The following is a 17,436-nucleotide window of genomic DNA, read 5'->3' as shown; positions in this document are numbered from 1 at the left end:
AGGCCGACCCATTCCAACAAAGAGGAGTCATGATGAGTTCAACCGAGTTGCACCAGATGAGCAAGGACGTTGCAAGCGACTGGATCGTCGCTTATCTTGCCGATTGCCTGAAGATCGAGCCCTCGCGCATCGAGGCGCATGTGGTCCTGTCGGAATACGGGCTCGATTCGATGCAGGCTGTCATGATGAGCGGGGATATCAGCGAGCTCACGGGGCGGGAGGTGCCGCCGAACATCCTGTACGAATATCCGACGGTGGACCAGTTGGCGGCGTACATGGAAAAGCTGTCTGGAACGGACCTCAAGTCTCTTTACGCCGAAGCAGAAAACTGGAAATTCGACGTCCGGAATCTCTGATTCAGAGACGCGAGAAAGGCAAGGCATGCAGACAAGCTCTCTCTTGCGCACTCTCTTCGAGTACAAGGCCTGGGCCAATGGGGACCTGCTTGCAGCAGTGGGCGCGTTGTCGGAGCCTTCCCTTGCCGATGCCCGGCGGGATGCCATCCGCATCCTGACGCATGTGCTGGTGGTCGACCTGATCTTCCAAGCCAACATGCAGTGCCACCCTCATTCGTACACCGCGCTCAACAGGCGCAACAAGCCGGATCTGGACGCACTGAAAGAAGAGGTTCGCGCCCTCGATCGCTGGTATCTCGGCTACGTCGAGTCTCTTGACGAGATCGCGCTGAAGGAGGTCGTCGACTTCATCTTTGTCGACGGCTCGCCCGGAAGAATGAGCCGCGCAGAGATGCTGCTCCATGTCGCGATCCACGGCAATTACCACCGTGGCGCAGTCGGCCGGATTCTTTCGCAAGCCTCTGTGCCGCTGCCTCGCGACACGCTCACGGTTTTCCTGCATCCGCGAGAGCCAGGAGCGTAGGCGCGGTGGCCGCGGCCGCTCAGTGGCCCACGGCGGCACCGTCGCTGCGTGGATCCGAGCCACCCATGCGCACGCCGCTCACCGGGTCGATGGTGATGCCGTGCGCATGGCCCGCCAGTTCGTTCCATGGGCCCCATCGCTGGACCACATGATTGCGTCGGGCGAGCTCGTCGATCGTTGCGGGCGGGAATCGGCCTTCGATGTTCAGCGTGTCCCGTGCTTCGCCCAACGAGAAGCGGCCCGAGAGCCAGCGCGGAGCCTCGATGGCTTCCTGAATGTCCAGGCCGTGGTCGAGCATTCCGACGTATGTCTGCAGATGGATCTGTGGCTGTCCATCTGCGCCCATGCAACCCATCACGCTCCATAGCTTGTCGTTGCGAAAACCGATCGATGCAATGAGCGTGTGCTGAGGCGTCTTTCCGGGGTGCAGGCAGTTCGGGCTCTCGGGGTCGAGTGAAAAGTAGGCCCCGCGGTTTTGCAGCACCACGCCTGTATCACCGGCCACAACGGCAGAGCCGAAGATGGCATAGAGGCTTTGGATGAGCGACACGGCATTGCCGTCCTTGTCGACCACGCCGATATAGACGGTGTCGCCCTTAAGGCTCCCATAGGAGGGAACCCTGTCCCACGGAAGCGCCTGTGCCGGGTCCATGAGCGTGCGGCGCTGGTCGATGTAGGCATTCGACAGAAGGCGCTTCATCGGCACGTCGGCAAACAGCGGGTCGGCCAGCCAGCGGTCGCGGTCGTGATAGGCCAGTTGCTTGGCCTGCACCATCAGGTGCACCAAGTCGGCGCTCATGAATTCCTTCGTGTGCAGCTCGAAGGGCTCCAGCAGCTTGAGCATCTGCAGGACGGTGAAGCCTTGCGTGGGCGCCGGCGTCTGGTAGAGCGTGAGATCTCGATAGCTCCCACGCAAAGGCTCGCCCCAGCGCGCAGTCTGCACGGCAAGATCCTGTTCGTCGAAGAAGCCGCTATGTGATTGCGAGAACGCAGCGAGGCGGCGGCCGGTATCTCCGCCGTAGAAGGCGGCCTGGCCACCTTCAGCAAGGGCAATCAGGGTCCGGGCCAGATCGGGGTTGGCGAGCAGCGACCCGGCGACAGGGGGCTGGCCGTTTGGGAGAAAGATTCGCGCGCTATCGGGGTGCTGTTTCAGTTCGTCCACCGACGCGGCGATCCAGCGCGAGAGCCGCGCCGTGACAGGAAAGCCGTCGCGTGCATACCCGATGGCGTCCTGCAGATTGCGTTGCATCGGCAGCCGGCCGTATGCGGCATGTGCCTCGCACCAACTGGCGACCGCGCCGGGTGTTGTCACGGTGGCCGGCAGGATGCCGCGAAAGGGAATCTGCTGCAGTCCGCGGGCATGAAATGCATCGATCCGGCCGCGGGAGGCGGCGCGCCCACCGCCGTCGAGGTAGCGCACCTTGTTGCGTGCCGCATCGTGAATGAGCCAGAAGGCATCGCCGCCGACGCTGGTCATGTGGGGATAAATGACGGCGAGGGCTGCAGCCGTCGCAATGGCGGCATCGACGGCGGACCCTCCGGCAAGGAGCACGTCGAGCCCGGCCTGGGACGCTAGCGCATGCGGGCTGCACACCATGCCGTGCGCAGCCATGGTGACCGGTCGGCCGGTGTCGAAGCTCATCGTCATTCCTTCAGGCGAAACCCTTGCGGTATTGGCTCGGGGTGGTGCCGAAAGTGCGGCGGAAGAGCCGGCTGAGGTGGCTCTGGTCTGCGAAGTTCAATGCTGCGGCGATCTCTGCGATCGGCTCGTTGTCTCGCAATTGTGAGCGTGCCTGGTTCAGGCGGCTGATCGTCCTGTAGCTGTGGGGCGGAAGCCCCATCGTTCGCGAGAACGAGCGGGTAAATCCTTCGCGGCTCATTCCGCGACGTCCCGCCACTTCGGAGACCTTGTCCTGCGTCTCCATGTCGGAGAGGCATTCGAGCGATTTTTGCGCGGATCCCTGGCGTTGGCTTGCAGGTTGTGCACTCGTCACGGCTGCCACCAGCAGGTCGATCCTGATGTGCCCCGACGGGACCCAGTCGGCGTCGAGCGGCAGTACGAAGTGGGAAAGCAGCGGCGTCGGCAGCTTTGCATAGACGTTGATGCACCGGCCGTCCGGGCTTGGTGCCGGAATGCTCCTGTGGGGCCAGCCCGCGGGGATCACGATGCACTGGCCGGCCTCTGCCGTCAGCGTCTGTCCCTTGACGACGAAGGACCGGTTGCCCGACAGCACGAGCGTCATCTGTACCTCGTCGTGAAAGTGGGCGTGCAGCGCTGGCGGGATGTTTCCGTTCCAGTAGGCGAGTTCCAGCGGCATGGAAGGCGATGGGCGTTGGTACGACCATGACGCGCTTTGTTCCTGCGGGCCCTGACAATCGACCCATATATCCGAGAAGACAAGTGAAAGCATGGAAGAAGGATGCATGACGAGGCCTTCCATGCTTCTAAGTACTTGCTAGCAGGCGTGCATACGAAGATGGACGAACGAGAAAGTTTTGCGCGTGTGCGTACAGCATGGCAAGCCCATCGTTGCCCTGCGCTACTCGCAGCAGTGCTGCGGGAAGAAATTCCGGCATCTTCTAGTCTCCTTTGGCATGCTTGTGGCGTTGCTCTCCCATGCGTCCGGCTTGTAAGCCGCACATGGCTGTTCTGTTCTGCGAAATTCTAGGAACGGAGCTGCATTCGAAAAAATCTCGATTTCCTATCGATCGATTTGCAGATCAGATGGATCGGGCATTCCCGATGCCGCCTGGCTGCCCGCATCAGCTGACGCGCCGCAGCAGCATCTTGTAGCGCCGCGAACGTTCCACGTAGCCCCGCGCGCTCTCGGCGAGGGCGCAAAAATCCGCATCGTCGAGGCGGCGCACGGCCTTCGCCGGCGCGCCCAGAATGAGCGAGTGGTCGGGGAACGTCTTGCCCTCCGTCACGACTGCGCCGGCGGCGACCAGGCAGTTCCGGCCGATCACCGCCCCATTCAGCACGATGGCCTGGATGCCGATGAGCGACCCGTCGCCCACCGTGCAGCCGTGCAGCATCGCCTGATGGCCGATGGTGACCCTGGCGCCGATGAGCAGCGGAAAGCCGGGGTCGTTGTGCAGCACGGCCCCTTCCTGCACGTTGCTCTCGTCGCCGATCTCGATGGGTTCGTTGTCGGCGCGAAGCACTGCCTGCGACCACACGCTCGCGTCGCGCCCCAGCCTGACCCGTCCGATGACGGTTGCGGTCTCGGCCACATAAGCGGATGCATCGATCGAGGGGGCCTGCGCTCCCAGGGCATAGACGGCCATGCTTTCATCCTCACAAAAAGCCGGTCGAAATCCAGGGGATGGCCGCGACGAAGGCTGTTCCGATGAACAGGGCGACGAGGTAGCCGATGATGGGCCGTATGCCCTCGTCGGGGTTGACGCGCCCGATGGCACAGGCAGCGTAATAGCCCACGCCGACAGGCGGCGCAAAGAGCCCGATGCCCATGGCGAGCACCACGACCATCGCGTAGTGGACCTCGTGAATTCCGAATTGGCGCGCGATGGGAAACAGCAAGGGGCCGAACAGCACGATGGCGGGAATGCCTTCGAGCACCGAACCCAGCACGATGAAGGCCAGCACCGACACCGCCAGGAACATCGGCGCGCCGCCAGGGACCGCCGCCATGAGCTCGGCGAGCCATTTCGAGAATCCGGACTGCGTCAGTCCCCAGGCCATCGCGGTCGCGGTGCCGATGATGAGCAGGATCGATCCCGAAAGTGCGGAGGTGTCCACCAGCAAGGGCATGATCCGCTTGACGTCGAACTGGCGATAGACCAGCACGCCCGCCAGCACCGAATACACGACACCGATGGTCGACACTTCGGTGGCCGTGGCCACACCTTCCACCACCGCGGCCCGGATCACGAAGGGAAGTGCAAGCGCGGGCAGTGCGACAGCGAACAGCTTGCCGATCTCCCACCACGAGGTGCGTTTGACCTGCGAGAGGTCTTCGCCGCGGTACCGGAACCAGACCACGAGGCACAGAAGCGCACCGAGCACCAGCGCCGGCAGCAGGCCGCCCGTGAAGAGCGCGGCAATCGACACGCCGGTGACCGAGCCGATGGTGATCAGCACGAGGCTGGGCGGGACTGTTTCGGTTTGCGCGCCGGTGGCCGACAGCAGCGCCACGAGTTCTCCGGACTGGGCGCCGCGCGCGCGCATTTCCGGAAACAGTGCCGGTGCGATGGCGGCCATGTCTGCTGCCTTGGAGCCCGAGATGCCCGACACCAGGTACATCGCGCCCAGCAGGACGTAGGAGAGGCCGCCCCGCACATGCCCCAGGAGACCGGCCAGGAACGCGACCATTGCGCGCGCCATACCTGTCATCTCGATGAGCAGGCCCAGGAAGACGAACAGGGGCACCGCCAGCAGGATGAGGTGCGACATGCCTTCGTCCATGCGTCCCACCACGATCAGAAGCGGCGTGTAGGTCGTCAGCGCCAGATAACCGAAGGTTGCCAGTCCGAATGCGAAGGCGATCGGTATGCCGGCGAACACGCAGGCAGCCGTGACACCGACGAAGAAGATCAGCAGATTGGCGCGCCCCAGGTCCTGGAAAAGCGGTGCCGCCAGCCAGAACGCGCCAACGATGGCCCCGACGATCGCGACCGCCGTCACCGAGGTCTTGAGGTTGGCGTGGCGGAGCAGGCGGAGCACCGCGAACACCACCATCAGCGCAACCCCCACGGGAAGCGCCGCCGCCCGCCACGCGTTGCTGAGCGAGAGCGCGGGGGTGGTGATCTCCGCTTCCTCGATCGCGTATTCCAGGGCCGGCCACGCCATCATGACGAGGAATGCCAGGCATGCCGCAGTGGCCACGAGCTCAAGCAACGCCTGCGTCTGCGGGCCGGTTTTGCTCACCAGTCCGGTCATGCGCATGTGTTCGCCGCGCCGCAGCGCGATGACCGCGCCGAACATGGCAAGCCAGAGAAAGAGAATGGAGGCCAGCTCGTCGGACCACAGAAGCGGGCGGTGCAGCCAGTAGCGCGCGACGACACCGGCGAACAACACGACGATGTCCGCCAGCACGAGAAGCGCGGCGGGCGCTTCCACCAGGCCCCCAAGGGCCTGCTCGACACGCAGGACCCACGGCCTGCCCGGTGCTGCCGCCGGGCCGGCGGCAGCACCGGGCAGGCTGGCCGCCGTCATTTCCGCGCTCACGCGAGTTTCCCGGTGGCACGCTCCAGAATGGCCCATGCCTCGTCGCCGTACTTGCCCTTCCACTCGCTGTAGAAGTTCGCCTTGCGAAGGTAATCGCGGAAGGCATCGATGCGGGGCTGGTTGAACACCATGCCCTTGTCCGAAAGTTCCTTCTGCAAGCCGGCGTTCAATGCGGCCACGTCGGCACGCTCCTTCAGCGCGGCTTCGTTGATGTTCTTCGCGACGATGGTGCGCAGGTCCGCAGGCAGGCGTTCCCATGCTTTCTTGTTGGCGAGAAACCAGAAGCCGTCCCACATGTGGTTGGTCATGGCGCAATATTTCTGCACTTCGTAGAGCTTGGCCGTGGAGATGATCGACAGCGGGTTCTCCTGGCCTTCGACCACCTTGGTCTGAAGCGCCGAGTAGACCTCTCCGAAGTTGATCGACGTGGGCGCCGCATCGAAGGCCTTGAACATCGAGGTCCACAGCGGCGAGGACGGCACGCGGATCTTCATGCCCTTGAGGTCTTCGGGCGTGGCGATGGCCTTGGTCGAGGATGTGATCTGGCGAAAGCCGCTGTCCCAGATCCTGTCCATCGAGATGAGGCTGGATTTGGCGATGCTGGCGCGCACGAACGCGCCGAGTTCGCCGTCGGCCGCCTTCAGTGCGCTTTCGGTGTCCTTGAACGCAAATCCGATGCCCGTGATGGACGCGACAGGAATCAAGGTGGAAAGGATCAGGCCCGAGAGCGTGAAGAACTCGATGCCCCCGGCCCTGATCTGGCTCAGCATGTCCGAGTCGGAGCCGAGCTGGTTGTTCGGGAATATCTCGATGTTGACGCGTCCTTGCGTGTCCTTGCGGATTGCGTCGACCATTTCCTTGGCGCGCACGTTCATCGGATGGCTCACTGGGAGGTTGTTCGCGAACTTGTAGTTGAACTCCGCCTTCTGTGCGAAGGCGTTGCCGCCCGAGAGGGTGGGGAGCGTCAAGGCGCCGGCCGTTCCAAGCAATGCGCGTCGTGTGATCTTCATGGTGTCTGTCTCCTGATATTTTGTTGAAGCGAAAGAAACGAGAAATCCAAAGCCGCTAACGCTCAATGGGCGTGCGCGGCGACAACTGGCCCGGGTGCCTGGGCATCGGGTTTGTCGAACAGGTCGCGAACCAGCAGGCCGCTGGCCAGGAAGCCACCGTCCACCGCCAGCGTGTGGCCCGTGATGTAGCTCGCACCTTGCGACGCAAGGAACTGCGCGGCGTGCGCTATTTCGTCGATGGCGCCATAGCGGCCCATCGGCACCATCGCGCCATACAGGTCGGCCGTGCCACCGCCGTGCATGCTGCGGATCAGCGGCGTGTCGACGGGGCCAGGCGCGACGGCATTCACGGTCACGCCCCATTCGGCCGATTCGATGGCGAACTGCCGTGTCAGCGCAATCAGCGCCGCCTTGGACGTGCCGTAGCCAAGCCTTCCGGTTCCGGCGCGCACCCCGCTGATCGATGCGATGTTGATCACGCGGCCCCAGCCCCTGGCCTTCATTCCATTCAGCGCATGCTGGATGATCAGCATGGGGGCTGTGACATTGACCGCCATCGTGAGTTGCCAGTGGGCCAGCGGGTACTCCAGCGCGGGCACCGTGGCCGCCATGCCGGCGCTGTTGACCACGATGTCCGGCGAGCCATATTGGTCGGTGAGCTCGACGAGCATGGCCTGGGTGGCCGTGGCACTGGCCAGGTCCACGACGAAATACGCGGCCTTGCCGCCAGACCGGCGGATCGAAGCGGCGGCGTCACCGGCGGTGGTGGCATCGCGGTCGACGATGCACACCGTTGCCCTGTCTTCGAGTGCCAGTTTTTCGGCGATCCGCCGGCCGATCCCGCTGGCTCCGCCTGTGACCAGTGCGATTCGTGATGCGTGTTGAGGCATGTTCTTGCGTCGTTGAAAGTGGGGAGACTGTTTGCCATCGCAACCGCCGTGCCATTGCCACGATGCAGGGTCTCGGCGCACGGCGCCACGAGGGAAAACGAGGCCACGCAGAGAAATTGCCGGGGCTGGCGCGGCGCGACACCTGTGACCCGGAACGCTGCAACTGTTGCGGTGTATGCGACACAGGTGGCCTTTCCTAGCTCTTGCTTTGCGACAGCCTGGGCAGGTAGGTCAGAAAGGACCGAACGACGGGCGAGTCGTTGTCGGTCTTCCAGCACACGCCCGTTTCTATCGGCGTGCGCTCGCCGCGCAGCGGCCGGTACACCACGCCCTCGCGCCGCATCACCTGGACGCACGAGGGCACTAGGGCCACGCCCATGCCGCCGGAGACGAGGCTCACGATGGTGTGCATCTGCCGGGCGGGGAAGATGCGCGGACTGAACCCATGCCGCCTGCAGGTGGCAAGCACGGTGTCGAACATGATGGGACCGTAGTGCCTCTCGAAGACCAGGAACTGCTCTGCGGCCAGCCGTTCGAGCGGTACGCGCTTGAGTTCGGCCATCGGATGATGTTCCGGCAGCGCGACCACCAGCGGGTCCCGGTTGGTCGCCTGGTAGGTCAGGCTCGAGGGCAGCATCGGCGTGGAGAACATGCACCCCACGTCGAGGGAGCCCGTCTCCACGTCGGTGGAGATGCGGTCGGTGGTCGATTCATGCAGGGAGATCTTGACCGCCGGAAAGGTCGCGCAGAAACGCCGAAGCATCGACGGCAGGAACGAGTAGGCGGCCAGGCTGATGAAGCCGACCGCCAGTGACCCGCCGCTGCCTCGCGACGCGTCCCGGGCGTGCTGTCGCAGCGATTCGGTTCTTGCCAGCACGGCACGCGCGTCGCGCAGTGCCTCTTCTCCCGCGGGCGTGATCTCGATGCGCCTGGAACTGCGCTCGAACAGCCGTACGCCCAGCTCTGTTTCGAGTTCCTTGATCGCCAGGCTTACAGGCGGTTGGGACAGATGGAGTCTCTTGGCCGCACGTCCGAAATGCAGCTCTTCAGCAACCGAAACGAAGGCGCGAAGGTGTCGAAGTTCCATCTGATTTCCAAATTGATCGATATGAAATTAAGACTTTTGCAAATATAGAGCAATTCCTAGAATCCATCGCACGAGACAGCAGGTGCAGGCAATTTACAAGTTGCCCGGGCCGGCGAGCAATGCCAAAAGCATGCACAAGGAGACAGAAAAATGATGGCTGCCAGTACGACAGAGATGTCATGGAGCCCCGTTCGCAGCGAGCAATCCTCCTGCGTGCGTGCGGCGACATTCGACAAGCGCCACAGGCCGCAGGCCGTGGACCCCTTCGCCCTGCTCGACCTTGGCGACACGGCGGTGGCACTCATCGTGCAACGCCTTCGGCGTGCGGCGCGGTCCTCCATTCCGGTTCTTTTGCACGGCGAGACAGGCACCGGCAAGGAATTGTTCGCGCGGGCCATTCATGAGGCCAGCAGCCGTGCCAACGGGCGCTTCGTGGCGATCAATTGCGCCTCGATCCCCGAAGGCCTGATCGAGAGCGAATTGTTCGGATATCGGCCGGGTGCCTTCACCGGCGCTAATGCACGTGGCGCACTCGGACAGATCCGGCACGCCGATGGCGGCACGTTGTTCCTGGACGAGATCGGCGACATGCCGCTGGCGCTGCAGTCGCGGCTGCTGCGCGTTCTTGCCGAGCAGGAGGTCACACCCATCGGTTCCGACACGCCGGTGAAGACAAACTTTCGTTTGATCAGCGCCACCCACCGGGACCTGGGCGAGCGCGTCAGGGAAGGCACCTTTCGCACCGACCTGATGTTCCGTCTTCATGGTTTTGCCGTGACCTTACCGGCACTGCGGATGCGGGAAGACATTGCTGTGCTGGCGAGGCGGCTGCTCGACGGCGAAGCACCGGCGCTCGACCACGCCGTCGAGCTCGCGCCCTGCGCATGCCGGTTTGTCGAGAGCCTGCCCTGGCCGGGCAACGTCCGCCAGCTCAAGCAGGTCCTGGGCGCTGCGGCGTGGCTCAGCGAAGGTCGCTTCATACGGCGCAGCGACATCGAGCTGTCGCTGGAGGGCACGGCTTCGTTCCTCGCTGCGCCGGCCGACGCCTCGGACATGACCGGCGCGCCGGGCGAGATGGTGCGTGAGCCCGGAAGCGATCGCCTGGCGCTGCTCGCGAGCCTCAGGCGCAATCGATGGAACGTTTCCCGCACGGCGGGAGAGTTCAACACCGCACGCACCACCATCTATCGCCGCATGGCGAAGCTGGGCATCGTGCAGCCGCATCTGCTCGACGGCTGAACAAAACGCGGTCCGCCGGCCCCCCGGGGCCGCATGCGGCCGGAGCTTCTTCATTTTTGAAACACAGCGATGCAAGCGGCCCCGGCAGGGGCGCCTGTTTGCTGAAGTCTCTTCTGTCCACACCACCCAAGGAAACGAATCCATCATGCAGGCACCACACATCATCGGTTGGGGACACACCCCTTTCGGCAAGCTCGACTCCATGGACCTCGAGATGCTCCTGCGCGCTGCCGCGCTGCCCGCCCTGCAGAGCGCCGGCATCGAGGCGAAAGATGTAGACGGCGTCTTCGTGGGCACTTTCAATGCAGGCTTCGTTCCCCAGGACTTCGGCGCATCGCTGGCCGCGGTGGCAATCCCCGAGCTGCGGTTCACACCCGCGGTGCGAATGGAAAATGCATGCGCCACGGGGTCGGCCGCCATCTGGGCCGCGCTCGATGCGCTTCAGAGCGGACGCATGAAACGCGTGCTGGTCATCGGGTTCGAGAAGATGAACACCTTGCCGAACGCGCAGATCGGCGAAGTGCTTCTCAAGTGCTCGTACGTGAAGGAAGAGGGCGGCACGCGCGGCGGCTTTGCAGGCGTGTTCGGCGAGATTGCCACCGAGTACTTTGCGCGCTTCGGTGATCAGTCGGATGCGCTGGCCGCCATCGCCGCCAAGAATCATCGCAACGGCGTTGACAACCCGTACGCGCACATGAAGCGCGACCTGGGTTTCGATTTCTGTCGCCATCCCTCGGAGAAGAACCCGTTCGTGGCCGGGCCTCTCAAGCGCTCGGACTGCTCGCTGGTGTCCGACGGGGCGGCGGCGATGGTGCTGTCGACCGAGGCTGTCGCCCACGCATCGGTGCCGGCCGTGCGTTGGAAGTCCCGCACGCAGGTCAACGACTTTCTGCCACTGAGCCGGCGGGACCGGACGCGTTTCGAGGGCGCCGCAAAGGCCTGGGCTCAGGGGCTTGATGCCGCGGGCGTCCAGCTGGGCGATATCGACGTGGTGGAAACGCACGACTGCTTCACCATCGCCGAGCTGCTCGAATACGAAGCGATGGGTCTTGCGCCGCATGGACAGGGCGCGCGCGTCATTCTCGAAGGTGTCACGAGCAAGGACGGAACGTTGCCCGTGAACCCCTCGGGAGGGTTGAAGTCGCGCGGCCATCCCATCGGCGCAACCGGTGTCTCGCTCCACGTGATGATGGCGATGCAACTGGCAGGGCAAGCAGGCGCCATGCAGATTCCCGACGCGCGCCTGGGCGCCGTCTTCAACATGGGTGGTGCCGCGGTGGCGAACTACCTCAGCGTGCTGGAGGCTGCATGAGCCATCCGGCACAAGCCATGAACCTTGCGCAGTTGCTGCGGCAGACCGCGCGCCTGCATCCGCATCGTCCGGCGCTGATCCAGGGGGAGCGCCAATGGCGCTGGGCGGAGATCGACGCGCGTGTCGATGCCATGGTCAATGCCTTGCGGCAGGCGGGCCTGTCCAAGGGAGACCGGCTGCTGGTTCACTCGCGCAACAACCTGCAGCTGTTCGAGAGTTGTTGGGTGGCTTTCCGGCTTGGCTGTGTCTGGGTTCCCACCAACTTCCGGCTGACGCCGCCCGAGGTCGCGTACCTCGGTGCTTCCAGCGGTGCCAGGGCGATGATCTACGAGAGCGGTTTTCAGGCGCACGTCGATGCGGTGCGCCGGGCCTGCGGCGCGCTCGAGAAGGTCGTGTGCATCGGCGCACCGCGCGACGACGAGGTGTCGTACGAAGCGCTGATCGAGCGCTTTGCCGACCAGCCAGCGCACGAGGCCGAGGTGCTTCACGACGATCCGTTGTGGTTCTTCTATACGTCGGGGACCACGGGCAAACCGAAGGCCGGCGTGCTCACGCACGGCCAGATGAATTTCGTCGTGACGAACCACCTGGCCGACCTGATCCCGGGCACTGGCGAAAGCGACTGCTCCATCGCCGTGGCGCCCCTGTCGCACGGTGCGGGAATCCATGCGCTGCTGAATGTCGCTCGCGGTGCCGCGACCGTGCTGTTGCCTGGCGACAAGCTCGACCCCGAGCAGGTCTGGCAACTGGTGGCGCAGCATCGGGTGAGCAACCTGTTCACGGTGCCGACGATCGTCAAGATGCTCGTGGAGCACCCTTCGGTCGACCGCCACGACCACAGTTCGCTGCGCTACGTGATCTACGCGGGCGCACCGATGTATCGCGCGGACCAGAAGCTTGCGTTGCAGAAGCTCGGCAAGGTACTGGTGCAGTACTACGGGCTGGGCGAGGTCACTGGGTGCATCACCGTGCTGCCCAGGGAGATGCATTCCGCGCAAGACGATGACCCGGAGGCCCCGATCGGCACCTGCGGGCGTCCCCGCACCGGGATGGAAGTGGCCGTGCTCGACGAGAACCTGCGCCACGTTGCTGCCGGGGCCGTGGGAGAAATCTGCTGCCGAGGACCCGCTGTGTTCGCTGGCTACAACGGTGACGCTGCCGCGACAGAGAAAGCATTTCGCGGAGGGTGGTTCCACACTGGCGATCTGGGGCGGATGGACGAGCGAGGGCTGGTCTACATCACGGGTCGCGAATCGGACATGTACATATCGGGCGGCTCCAACGTCTATCCCCGTGAAGTAGAGGAGGTCTTGCTCACCCATCCCGGTGTGCTCGAGGTGGCGGTGCTGGGGGTGCCTCATCCGAAATGGGGGGAGGTGGGTGTCGCGGTCGTCGTGCGTCGCGAGGGCCACGCTGTCGAGACTGACGCCTTGATGATGCATCTGGAGAACCGCTGCGCACGGTATCGATGGCCGCATCGGATTTTCTTCTGGACATCGTTGCCGAAGTCGGGCTACGGCAAGATCACCAAGAAGGATGTGCGCCGACTTCTGGTCGAGCACGGTGAACTCGAAGAGGTGGCGACATGCTGAGTACAAGAGCCCTGTCGCATGCGGGCCGACCCCGTACGCTGATGCATCCCGGTGCATTCAATCCGGTGCGCATTCACAGCAGGCATTCGGCCGGAGCACGACACATCCGGCTCGTGCTGCAGCCAGGTCAGAGGCTCTTCGATGCGCTCGTTGTGCCTTTGCAGCGGGCCGACGTGTCCAGCGCGTCGACGACGATCCTGGGCGGGTTCTTCCGCCACATCGACTACTGCGTCGCGCCTCCCGATCCGTCGGGGCAGGCCGTGGTTGCCTATACACAGCCCATTTCGGCGGGGCGCGCCTTCATGATCTTCGGCAATGCGACGCTGGGAAAGAACGAGCAGGGCGCCCCTGTCGTTCACTGCCATGCGGCCATTCGCGACGAAGACGGAAGAACACGCGGCGGCCACATGCTCACGCAATCGTGCATTGTTGGCGACGAACCTGTGGTGGTACTGGTGACCACGCTCGACAGTTTCGAACTGCGTGTGAGCTTCGACTCGGAGACGAACATCCCCCTGCTGCAGCCTCGGGGAAGGAGCGAGAAATGACTGAAGCCGTCGTGGAAATCGGTTCGATGGGGCGGGTTGCCTATGCGCGCATCGGGCCGAACGAAGACCTTGTCAACGGAGTTGAGAAGCTTTGCCTGGTCGAAGGCTTCAAGAATGCCTTTGTCCGGGGCGCCTTGGGAAGCCTAGTGGATGCCTGCCTCGGCACTCTGGACGGAGAGTACGTTCAGGTCAACGGGCCGGCCGTCGAAATTGTCAGCCTTGCGGGGGAAGTGCGTTCCCAGGCGGACGGCTCGCTGCGTGCCGCGCTGTCCGGCGTGGTCGCGGACACCGAGGGGAAGGTTTATGGCGGCCTGTTCATAGCAGGAGTGAATCTGATCTGCATGACATTTGAGGTCACGCTAGAGGAGTGGTTGCCCCAAGCCCGCGAATCACAACCCCAAAATAACGCGGATAAATCGGACCGCAAGTAAGTGTCCGAGTCTTCCTATTGATATCTCCGTAGTGACCTGCTCCCTCTCGCCGTTCCGGTGGGGCGCAACCGCCGATTCGGTCTTGCAGAAGATCGAACGTATCGCGAAACGTATTTCTGCGACAAGGACACCAGCGCCGGCCTCTAGTTTTTCGGTTGTCGCCCTCATAAAGCGGCATGGCGCCGCCAACGAGAAGAGCCGCCGTCTGGACCTATGCGCGCGGCGCGTTCGACCCAATCGGGCGTGGTCTATGTGTTCTACCTGTGCCGCGGCACTCAATCCGCCGAAGGCGCCTGCGGCAGCTCGATCTTCTGCGCGGCCGGAGAACTCGCCAGGCTCTGCGTCGGCCGGCGCAGCGTCGCGTCGAAAGGGTTGATGCGCGGGCTGATGGCGGCCGCCTCGCGCTTGAGCAGTTCGACCACCGTGGGCATGCGGTCGGCGTTCAGCCGGTCGGCGATGGTGCCCACGCTCAGCGCGGCCACGGCGCGGCCCTCGCGGTCGCAGATCGGCACCGCCACGCCGGCCATGCCTTCGAGCAGGCCGGTGTTGCGGCCGGCGTAGCCCTGCTGGCGCACCTTCTCGATCTCGGTGCGCAGGTAGACCTCGTCGTACACGCCGTACTCGCGCACCCGCGACAGGTTGAAGCGGATGACCTCCTCGCGCTCGGCCTCCGGCAGGAAGGCGAGGATCGCCAGCGCGCCCTGGCCGACGCCCAGCGCGATGCGCCCGCCGATGTCGCCGGAGAAGGAGCGGATGGGGAAGGGGCCTTCGCTGCGGTCGAGGCAGACCGCGTCGAAGCCGCTGCGCACCAGCAGGAAGATGCTGTCGCCCAGGCTGGCGCTCAGGCGCAGCAGCGCCGGGCGGCACAGGGCGCGCAGCCCGCCGCCATCGCCGGCCTTCGCCGCCAGCGCGAAGAAGTCGATGCTGAGCCGGTAGAGCTTGCTGCGCTCGTCCTGCTCCACCACGCCCTCGGTCACCAGCGACTGCAGCAAACGGTGCGTGGTGGCCTGCGTCAGGCCCACATTGCGTGCAATCTGGGTCACGCGGCCGCCCTCGGCCTGCAATTCGGCCAGCGCGCGGATCACCAGAAAGGCGCGGGGGACGCCCCCGGTGGGGGTGGAAGTCGTCGTCATGGCTGTTCCTGCGGAATCTCTGGCATCGAGTCTACCGCAATCATTCCAATGGTCGGAATAAAACAGAGATAACTTCCGATTAATGGAATACCACGAGGATTCTGGTTCGGTTATTGCAATAGATTGGTTTGAACGCCAACGGGATTCAGACCGGCGGCAGCTCCCCGATCGATGAAAGGCCGTCCATGTCATTTCTTCAACTCACCGGCGTGACCAAGTACTACGGCTCGACCTGCGCCGTGTCGGCCATGAACCTGTCCGTGGAGAAGGGCGAGTTCGTCTCGCTGCTGGGCCCCTCCGGCTGCGGCAAGACCACCACGCTGCAGATGGTGGCGGGCTTTGAGGCGGTGAGCAGCGGGCGCATCGAACTCGACGGCCAGGACATCACGACCGCCAAGGCCAACACGCGCGGCCTGGGCATCGTGTTCCAGACCTATGCGCTGTTCCCGCACATGACGGTGGCCGACAACGTGAGCTTCGGCCTCGAGATGCGCAAGATGCCCAAGGCCGAGCGGCAGGAACGCGTCGCGCAGGCCCTGGCCCTGGTGCACCTCGAGATGCATGCGAAGAAGTACCCGCGCGAGCTCTCCGGCGGCCAGCGCCAGCGGGTCGCCCTGGCCCGCGCCCTGGTGATCGAGCCGCCGGTGCTGCTGCTCGACGAGCCGCTCTCGAACCTCGACGCCAAGCTGCGCGAAGAGATGCAGTTCGAGCTGCGCCAGATCCAGCGCAAGGTCGGCACCACCACCATCATGGTCACGCACGACCAGAGCGAGGCGATGTCCATCAGCGACCGCGTGGTCGTGATGGAAGGCGGCCGTGCCACGCAGATCGACCATCCGCACCGGGTGTACGAGCACCCGCGCACGCGCTTCATCTCGACCTTCGTCGGCAAGGCGAACCTGCTGGAAGGCCGGGTGGTCTCGGTCGGCAGCCGTACGCGCGTCGAGATCGGCACGCTCGCGGTCGACGTGGACGACGCGGGCTTCCGCCCCGGCGCTGCCGTGCTGCTGAGCGTGCGGCCCGAGAAGGCGCAACTCGTCACCGCCGGGAGCGGCCGGCTCCAGGGTGTGGTGGGCGAGCGCTTCTTCCTCGGCAGCCAGTGGCTCTACCGCGTGGCGACGCCGGTCGGCGACATCATGGTGTTGAGCCCCAACGACGGCCGCGACGCGCTCGACGAAGGCCAGGCCGCCGGCATCGACTGGCCCGACCACTGCACGCGCCTGCTGCCGGCCGACGAATCGGTCGCGGCGGAGGCTGCCGCGGCATGAGCGCCCTCGCTCGAAAGTCCACGCCCTGGTGGCTCTCGGCCCCGGCGCTGGTGCTGTTCACCGTGCTGCTGCTGGTGCCGCTGGGGCTCACCGCGGTGCTGTCGTTCAACGTGTACGACCCGACGCTGGGCGTGAAGAGCGGCGAGTTCACGCTGGACCACTACATCCACCTCTTCACCGACTCCTACTACTACGGCATCTTCTGGCGCACCTTCTGGATCTCGGCGCTGGTCGCGCTGATCTGCGTGCTCATCGGCACGCCCGAGGCCTACGTGCTCAGCCGCATGAGCAACCCGTGGCGATCGATCCTGCTGCTGGTGGTGCTGGCGCCGCTGCTGGTGTCGGTGGTGGTGCGCGCCTTCGGCTGGAGCATGCTGCTCGGCCCCGAGGGCCTGGTGAACGGGCTGCTGGGCCTCGTCGGCATCGGCCCGGTCCGCATTCTCTACACCGAGGCGGCCATCGTCATCGCGCTGGTGCACGTGATGTTGCCCTTCATGGTGATCCCGGTGTGGACCTCGCTGCAGAAGCTCGACGCCGGCGTCGAGAACGCCGCCCTGTCGCTCGGCGCCACGCCCTTCACCACGCTGCGGCGCATCGTGCTGCCGCAGGTGATGCCCGGCATCCTGTCGGGCAGCCTGATCGTCTTCGGCCTCGCGGCCAGCTCCTTCGCGATCCCCGGCCTGCTCGGCGGGCGGCGCCTCAAGATGGTCGCCACGGTGGTGTACGACGAGTATCTGCACGAGCTGAACTGGCCGCTCGGCGCCGCCGTCGCGCTGGTGCTGCTGGTGGCCAACCTTGTGGTGATGCTCAGCTACAACCGGCTCGTCGAAGGCCGCTACAAAAAGTCCTTAGGGTGACC

Annotated in this window: 17 protein-coding genes; 9 read left to right on the top strand and 8 right to left on the bottom strand. The window is 64.6% G+C overall.

Annotation, left to right across the window (positions count from 1 at the left end; all coding sequences use genetic code 11):
* Window positions 1–32 precede the first annotated feature (32 nt).
* Entirely contained in the window at window positions 33–356 is a 324-nt protein-coding gene (locus N8A90_RS15150) for an acyl carrier protein (protein ID WP_262075765.1), read from the top strand.
* 25 nt (window positions 357–381) lie between these two features.
* Window positions 382–879, top strand: coding sequence for a DinB family protein (locus N8A90_RS15145; RefSeq protein ID WP_262075764.1), 498 nt, complete (start codon window positions 382–384; stop codon window positions 877–879).
* 19 nt (window positions 880–898) lie between these two features.
* Here the strand turns inward: N8A90_RS15145 and ggt are convergent, their stop codons facing one another.
* The 7 genes from ggt to N8A90_RS15110 all read right to left on the bottom strand — a co-directional run bounded on the left by ggt (window position 899) and on the right by N8A90_RS15110 (window position 9,054).
* Window positions 899–2,521, bottom strand: coding sequence for a gamma-glutamyltransferase (gene ggt, locus N8A90_RS15140; RefSeq protein ID WP_262075762.1), 1,623 nt, complete (start codon window positions 2,519–2,521; stop codon window positions 899–901).
* A gap of 10 nt (window positions 2,522–2,531) precedes the next feature.
* On the bottom strand, window positions 2,532–3,197 hold the full coding sequence (locus N8A90_RS15135) for a helix-turn-helix domain-containing protein (protein WP_262075761.1): 666 nt from the start codon (window positions 3,195–3,197) through the stop codon (window positions 2,532–2,534).
* Window positions 3,198–3,642: 445 nt separating this feature from the next.
* Window positions 3,643–4,167, bottom strand: coding sequence for a gamma carbonic anhydrase family protein (locus N8A90_RS15130; protein WP_262075760.1), 525 nt, complete (start codon window positions 4,165–4,167; stop codon window positions 3,643–3,645).
* Window positions 4,168–4,177: 10 nt separating this feature from the next.
* A complete protein-coding gene (locus N8A90_RS15125) occupies window positions 4,178–6,055 on the bottom strand; it encodes a TRAP transporter large permease subunit (protein WP_262075905.1) in 1,878 nt (625 codons plus the stop codon).
* A gap of 8 nt (window positions 6,056–6,063) precedes the next feature.
* The gene (locus tag N8A90_RS15120; protein WP_262075759.1) at window positions 6,064–7,077 is read right to left on the bottom strand and encodes a TRAP transporter substrate-binding protein; all 1,014 of its coding nucleotides are present in this window, start codon (window positions 7,075–7,077) and stop codon (window positions 6,064–6,066) included.
* Between the two features lie 62 nt (window positions 7,078–7,139).
* Complete coding sequence (locus N8A90_RS15115) at window positions 7,140–8,048, bottom strand: SDR family NAD(P)-dependent oxidoreductase (RefSeq protein WP_262075758.1); 909 nt, start codon at window positions 8,046–8,048, stop codon at window positions 7,140–7,142.
* A gap of 115 nt (window positions 8,049–8,163) precedes the next feature.
* Window positions 8,164–9,054, bottom strand: coding sequence for a LysR family transcriptional regulator (locus N8A90_RS15110; protein WP_262075756.1), 891 nt, complete (start codon window positions 9,052–9,054; stop codon window positions 8,164–8,166).
* 150 nt (window positions 9,055–9,204) lie between these two features.
* On the opposite strand from N8A90_RS15110, the gene N8A90_RS15105 reads away from it, so the two are divergent.
* The 5 genes from N8A90_RS15105 to N8A90_RS15085 all read left to right on the top strand — a co-directional run bounded on the left by N8A90_RS15105 (window position 9,205) and on the right by N8A90_RS15085 (window position 14,176).
* The gene (locus N8A90_RS15105) at window positions 9,205–10,293 is read left to right on the top strand and encodes a sigma-54-dependent Fis family transcriptional regulator (RefSeq protein ID WP_262075754.1); all 1,089 of its coding nucleotides are present in this window, start codon (window positions 9,205–9,207) and stop codon (window positions 10,291–10,293) included.
* A 145-nt stretch (window positions 10,294–10,438) separates the two neighbouring features.
* Window positions 10,439–11,605 (top strand): acetyl-CoA acetyltransferase, encoded by a 1,167-nt coding sequence (locus tag N8A90_RS15100; protein WP_262075752.1) that lies wholly within the window; start codon window positions 10,439–10,441, stop codon window positions 11,603–11,605.
* Window positions 11,602–13,197, top strand: a complete 1,596-nt coding sequence (locus N8A90_RS15095) for an acyl-CoA synthetase (protein WP_262075750.1) — start codon at window positions 11,602–11,604, stop codon at window positions 13,195–13,197. The genes N8A90_RS15100 and N8A90_RS15095 overlap by 4 nt, the downstream gene beginning before the upstream one ends.
* A gap of 65 nt (window positions 13,198–13,262) precedes the next feature.
* On the top strand, window positions 13,263–13,745 hold the full coding sequence (locus N8A90_RS15090; protein ID WP_410087689.1) for a PPC domain-containing DNA-binding protein: 483 nt from the start codon (window positions 13,263–13,265) through the stop codon (window positions 13,743–13,745).
* Window positions 13,742–14,176: a PPC domain-containing DNA-binding protein gene (locus tag N8A90_RS15085; protein ID WP_262075747.1), complete on the top strand. Its 435-nt coding sequence runs from the start codon at window positions 13,742–13,744 to the stop codon at window positions 14,174–14,176. Before N8A90_RS15090 ends, N8A90_RS15085 begins: the two co-directional genes overlap by 4 nt.
* A gap of 275 nt (window positions 14,177–14,451) precedes the next feature.
* On the opposite strand, the gene N8A90_RS15080 is transcribed toward N8A90_RS15085, so the two are convergent.
* Window positions 14,452–15,309: an IclR family transcriptional regulator gene (locus N8A90_RS15080; protein WP_262075746.1), complete on the bottom strand. Its 858-nt coding sequence runs from the start codon at window positions 15,307–15,309 to the stop codon at window positions 14,452–14,454.
* 185 nt (window positions 15,310–15,494) lie between these two features.
* On the opposite strand from N8A90_RS15080, the gene N8A90_RS15075 reads away from it, so the two are divergent.
* A complete protein-coding gene (locus N8A90_RS15075) occupies window positions 15,495–16,577 on the top strand; it encodes an ABC transporter ATP-binding protein (RefSeq protein ID WP_262075744.1) in 1,083 nt (360 codons plus the stop codon).
* The gene (locus N8A90_RS15070) at window positions 16,574–17,434 is read left to right on the top strand and encodes an ABC transporter permease (RefSeq protein ID WP_262075743.1); all 861 of its coding nucleotides are present in this window, start codon (window positions 16,574–16,576) and stop codon (window positions 17,432–17,434) included. Before N8A90_RS15075 ends, N8A90_RS15070 begins: the two co-directional genes overlap by 4 nt.
* The last annotated feature ends 2 nt before the right edge of the window (window positions 17,435–17,436 follow it).

This window comes from Variovorax sp. N23 (assembly GCF_025486315.1).
Taxonomy (GTDB): domain Bacteria; phylum Pseudomonadota; class Gammaproteobacteria; order Burkholderiales; family Burkholderiaceae_C; genus Variovorax.
This window is presented reverse-complemented; position numbering and strand designations above follow the sequence as displayed.

Excerpts from the sequence above, each read along its gene's own strand:
- N8A90_RS15150 (WP_262075765.1), top strand. The coding sequence starts at position 33 with ATGAGTTCAACCGAGTTGCACCAGATGAGCAAGGACGTTGCAAGCGAC.
- N8A90_RS15145 (WP_262075764.1), top strand. The coding sequence starts at position 382 with ATGCAGACAAGCTCTCTCTTGCGCACTCTCTTCGAGTACAAGGCCTGG.
- N8A90_RS15135 (WP_262075761.1), bottom strand. The coding sequence starts at position 3,197 with ATGCCGCTGGAACTCGCCTACTGGAACGGAAACATCCCGCCAGCGCTG.
- ggt (WP_262075762.1), bottom strand. The coding sequence starts at position 2,521 with ATGAGCTTCGACACCGGCCGACCGGTCACCATGGCTGCGCACGGCATG.
- N8A90_RS15100 (WP_262075752.1), top strand. The coding sequence starts at position 10,439 with ATGCAGGCACCACACATCATCGGTTGGGGACACACCCCTTTCGGCAAG.
- N8A90_RS15120 (WP_262075759.1), bottom strand. The coding sequence starts at position 7,077 with ATGAAGATCACACGACGCGCATTGCTTGGAACGGCCGGCGCCTTGACG.
- N8A90_RS15105 (WP_262075754.1), top strand. The coding sequence starts at position 9,205 with ATGATGGCTGCCAGTACGACAGAGATGTCATGGAGCCCCGTTCGCAGC.
- N8A90_RS15080 (WP_262075746.1), bottom strand. The coding sequence starts at position 15,309 with ATGACGACGACTTCCACCCCCACCGGGGGCGTCCCCCGCGCCTTTCTG.
- N8A90_RS15095 (WP_262075750.1), top strand. The coding sequence starts at position 11,602 with ATGAGCCATCCGGCACAAGCCATGAACCTTGCGCAGTTGCTGCGGCAG.
- N8A90_RS15125 (WP_262075905.1), bottom strand. The coding sequence starts at position 6,055 with ATGACGGCGGCCAGCCTGCCCGGTGCTGCCGCCGGCCCGGCGGCAGCA.
- N8A90_RS15130 (WP_262075760.1), bottom strand. The coding sequence starts at position 4,167 with ATGGCCGTCTATGCCCTGGGAGCGCAGGCCCCCTCGATCGATGCATCC.
- N8A90_RS15110 (WP_262075756.1), bottom strand. The coding sequence starts at position 9,054 with ATGGAACTTCGACACCTTCGCGCCTTCGTTTCGGTTGCTGAAGAGCTG.
- N8A90_RS15085 (WP_262075747.1), top strand. The coding sequence starts at position 13,742 with ATGACTGAAGCCGTCGTGGAAATCGGTTCGATGGGGCGGGTTGCCTAT.
- N8A90_RS15070 (WP_262075743.1), top strand. The coding sequence starts at position 16,574 with ATGAGCGCCCTCGCTCGAAAGTCCACGCCCTGGTGGCTCTCGGCCCCG.
- N8A90_RS15075 (WP_262075744.1), top strand. The coding sequence starts at position 15,495 with ATGTCATTTCTTCAACTCACCGGCGTGACCAAGTACTACGGCTCGACC.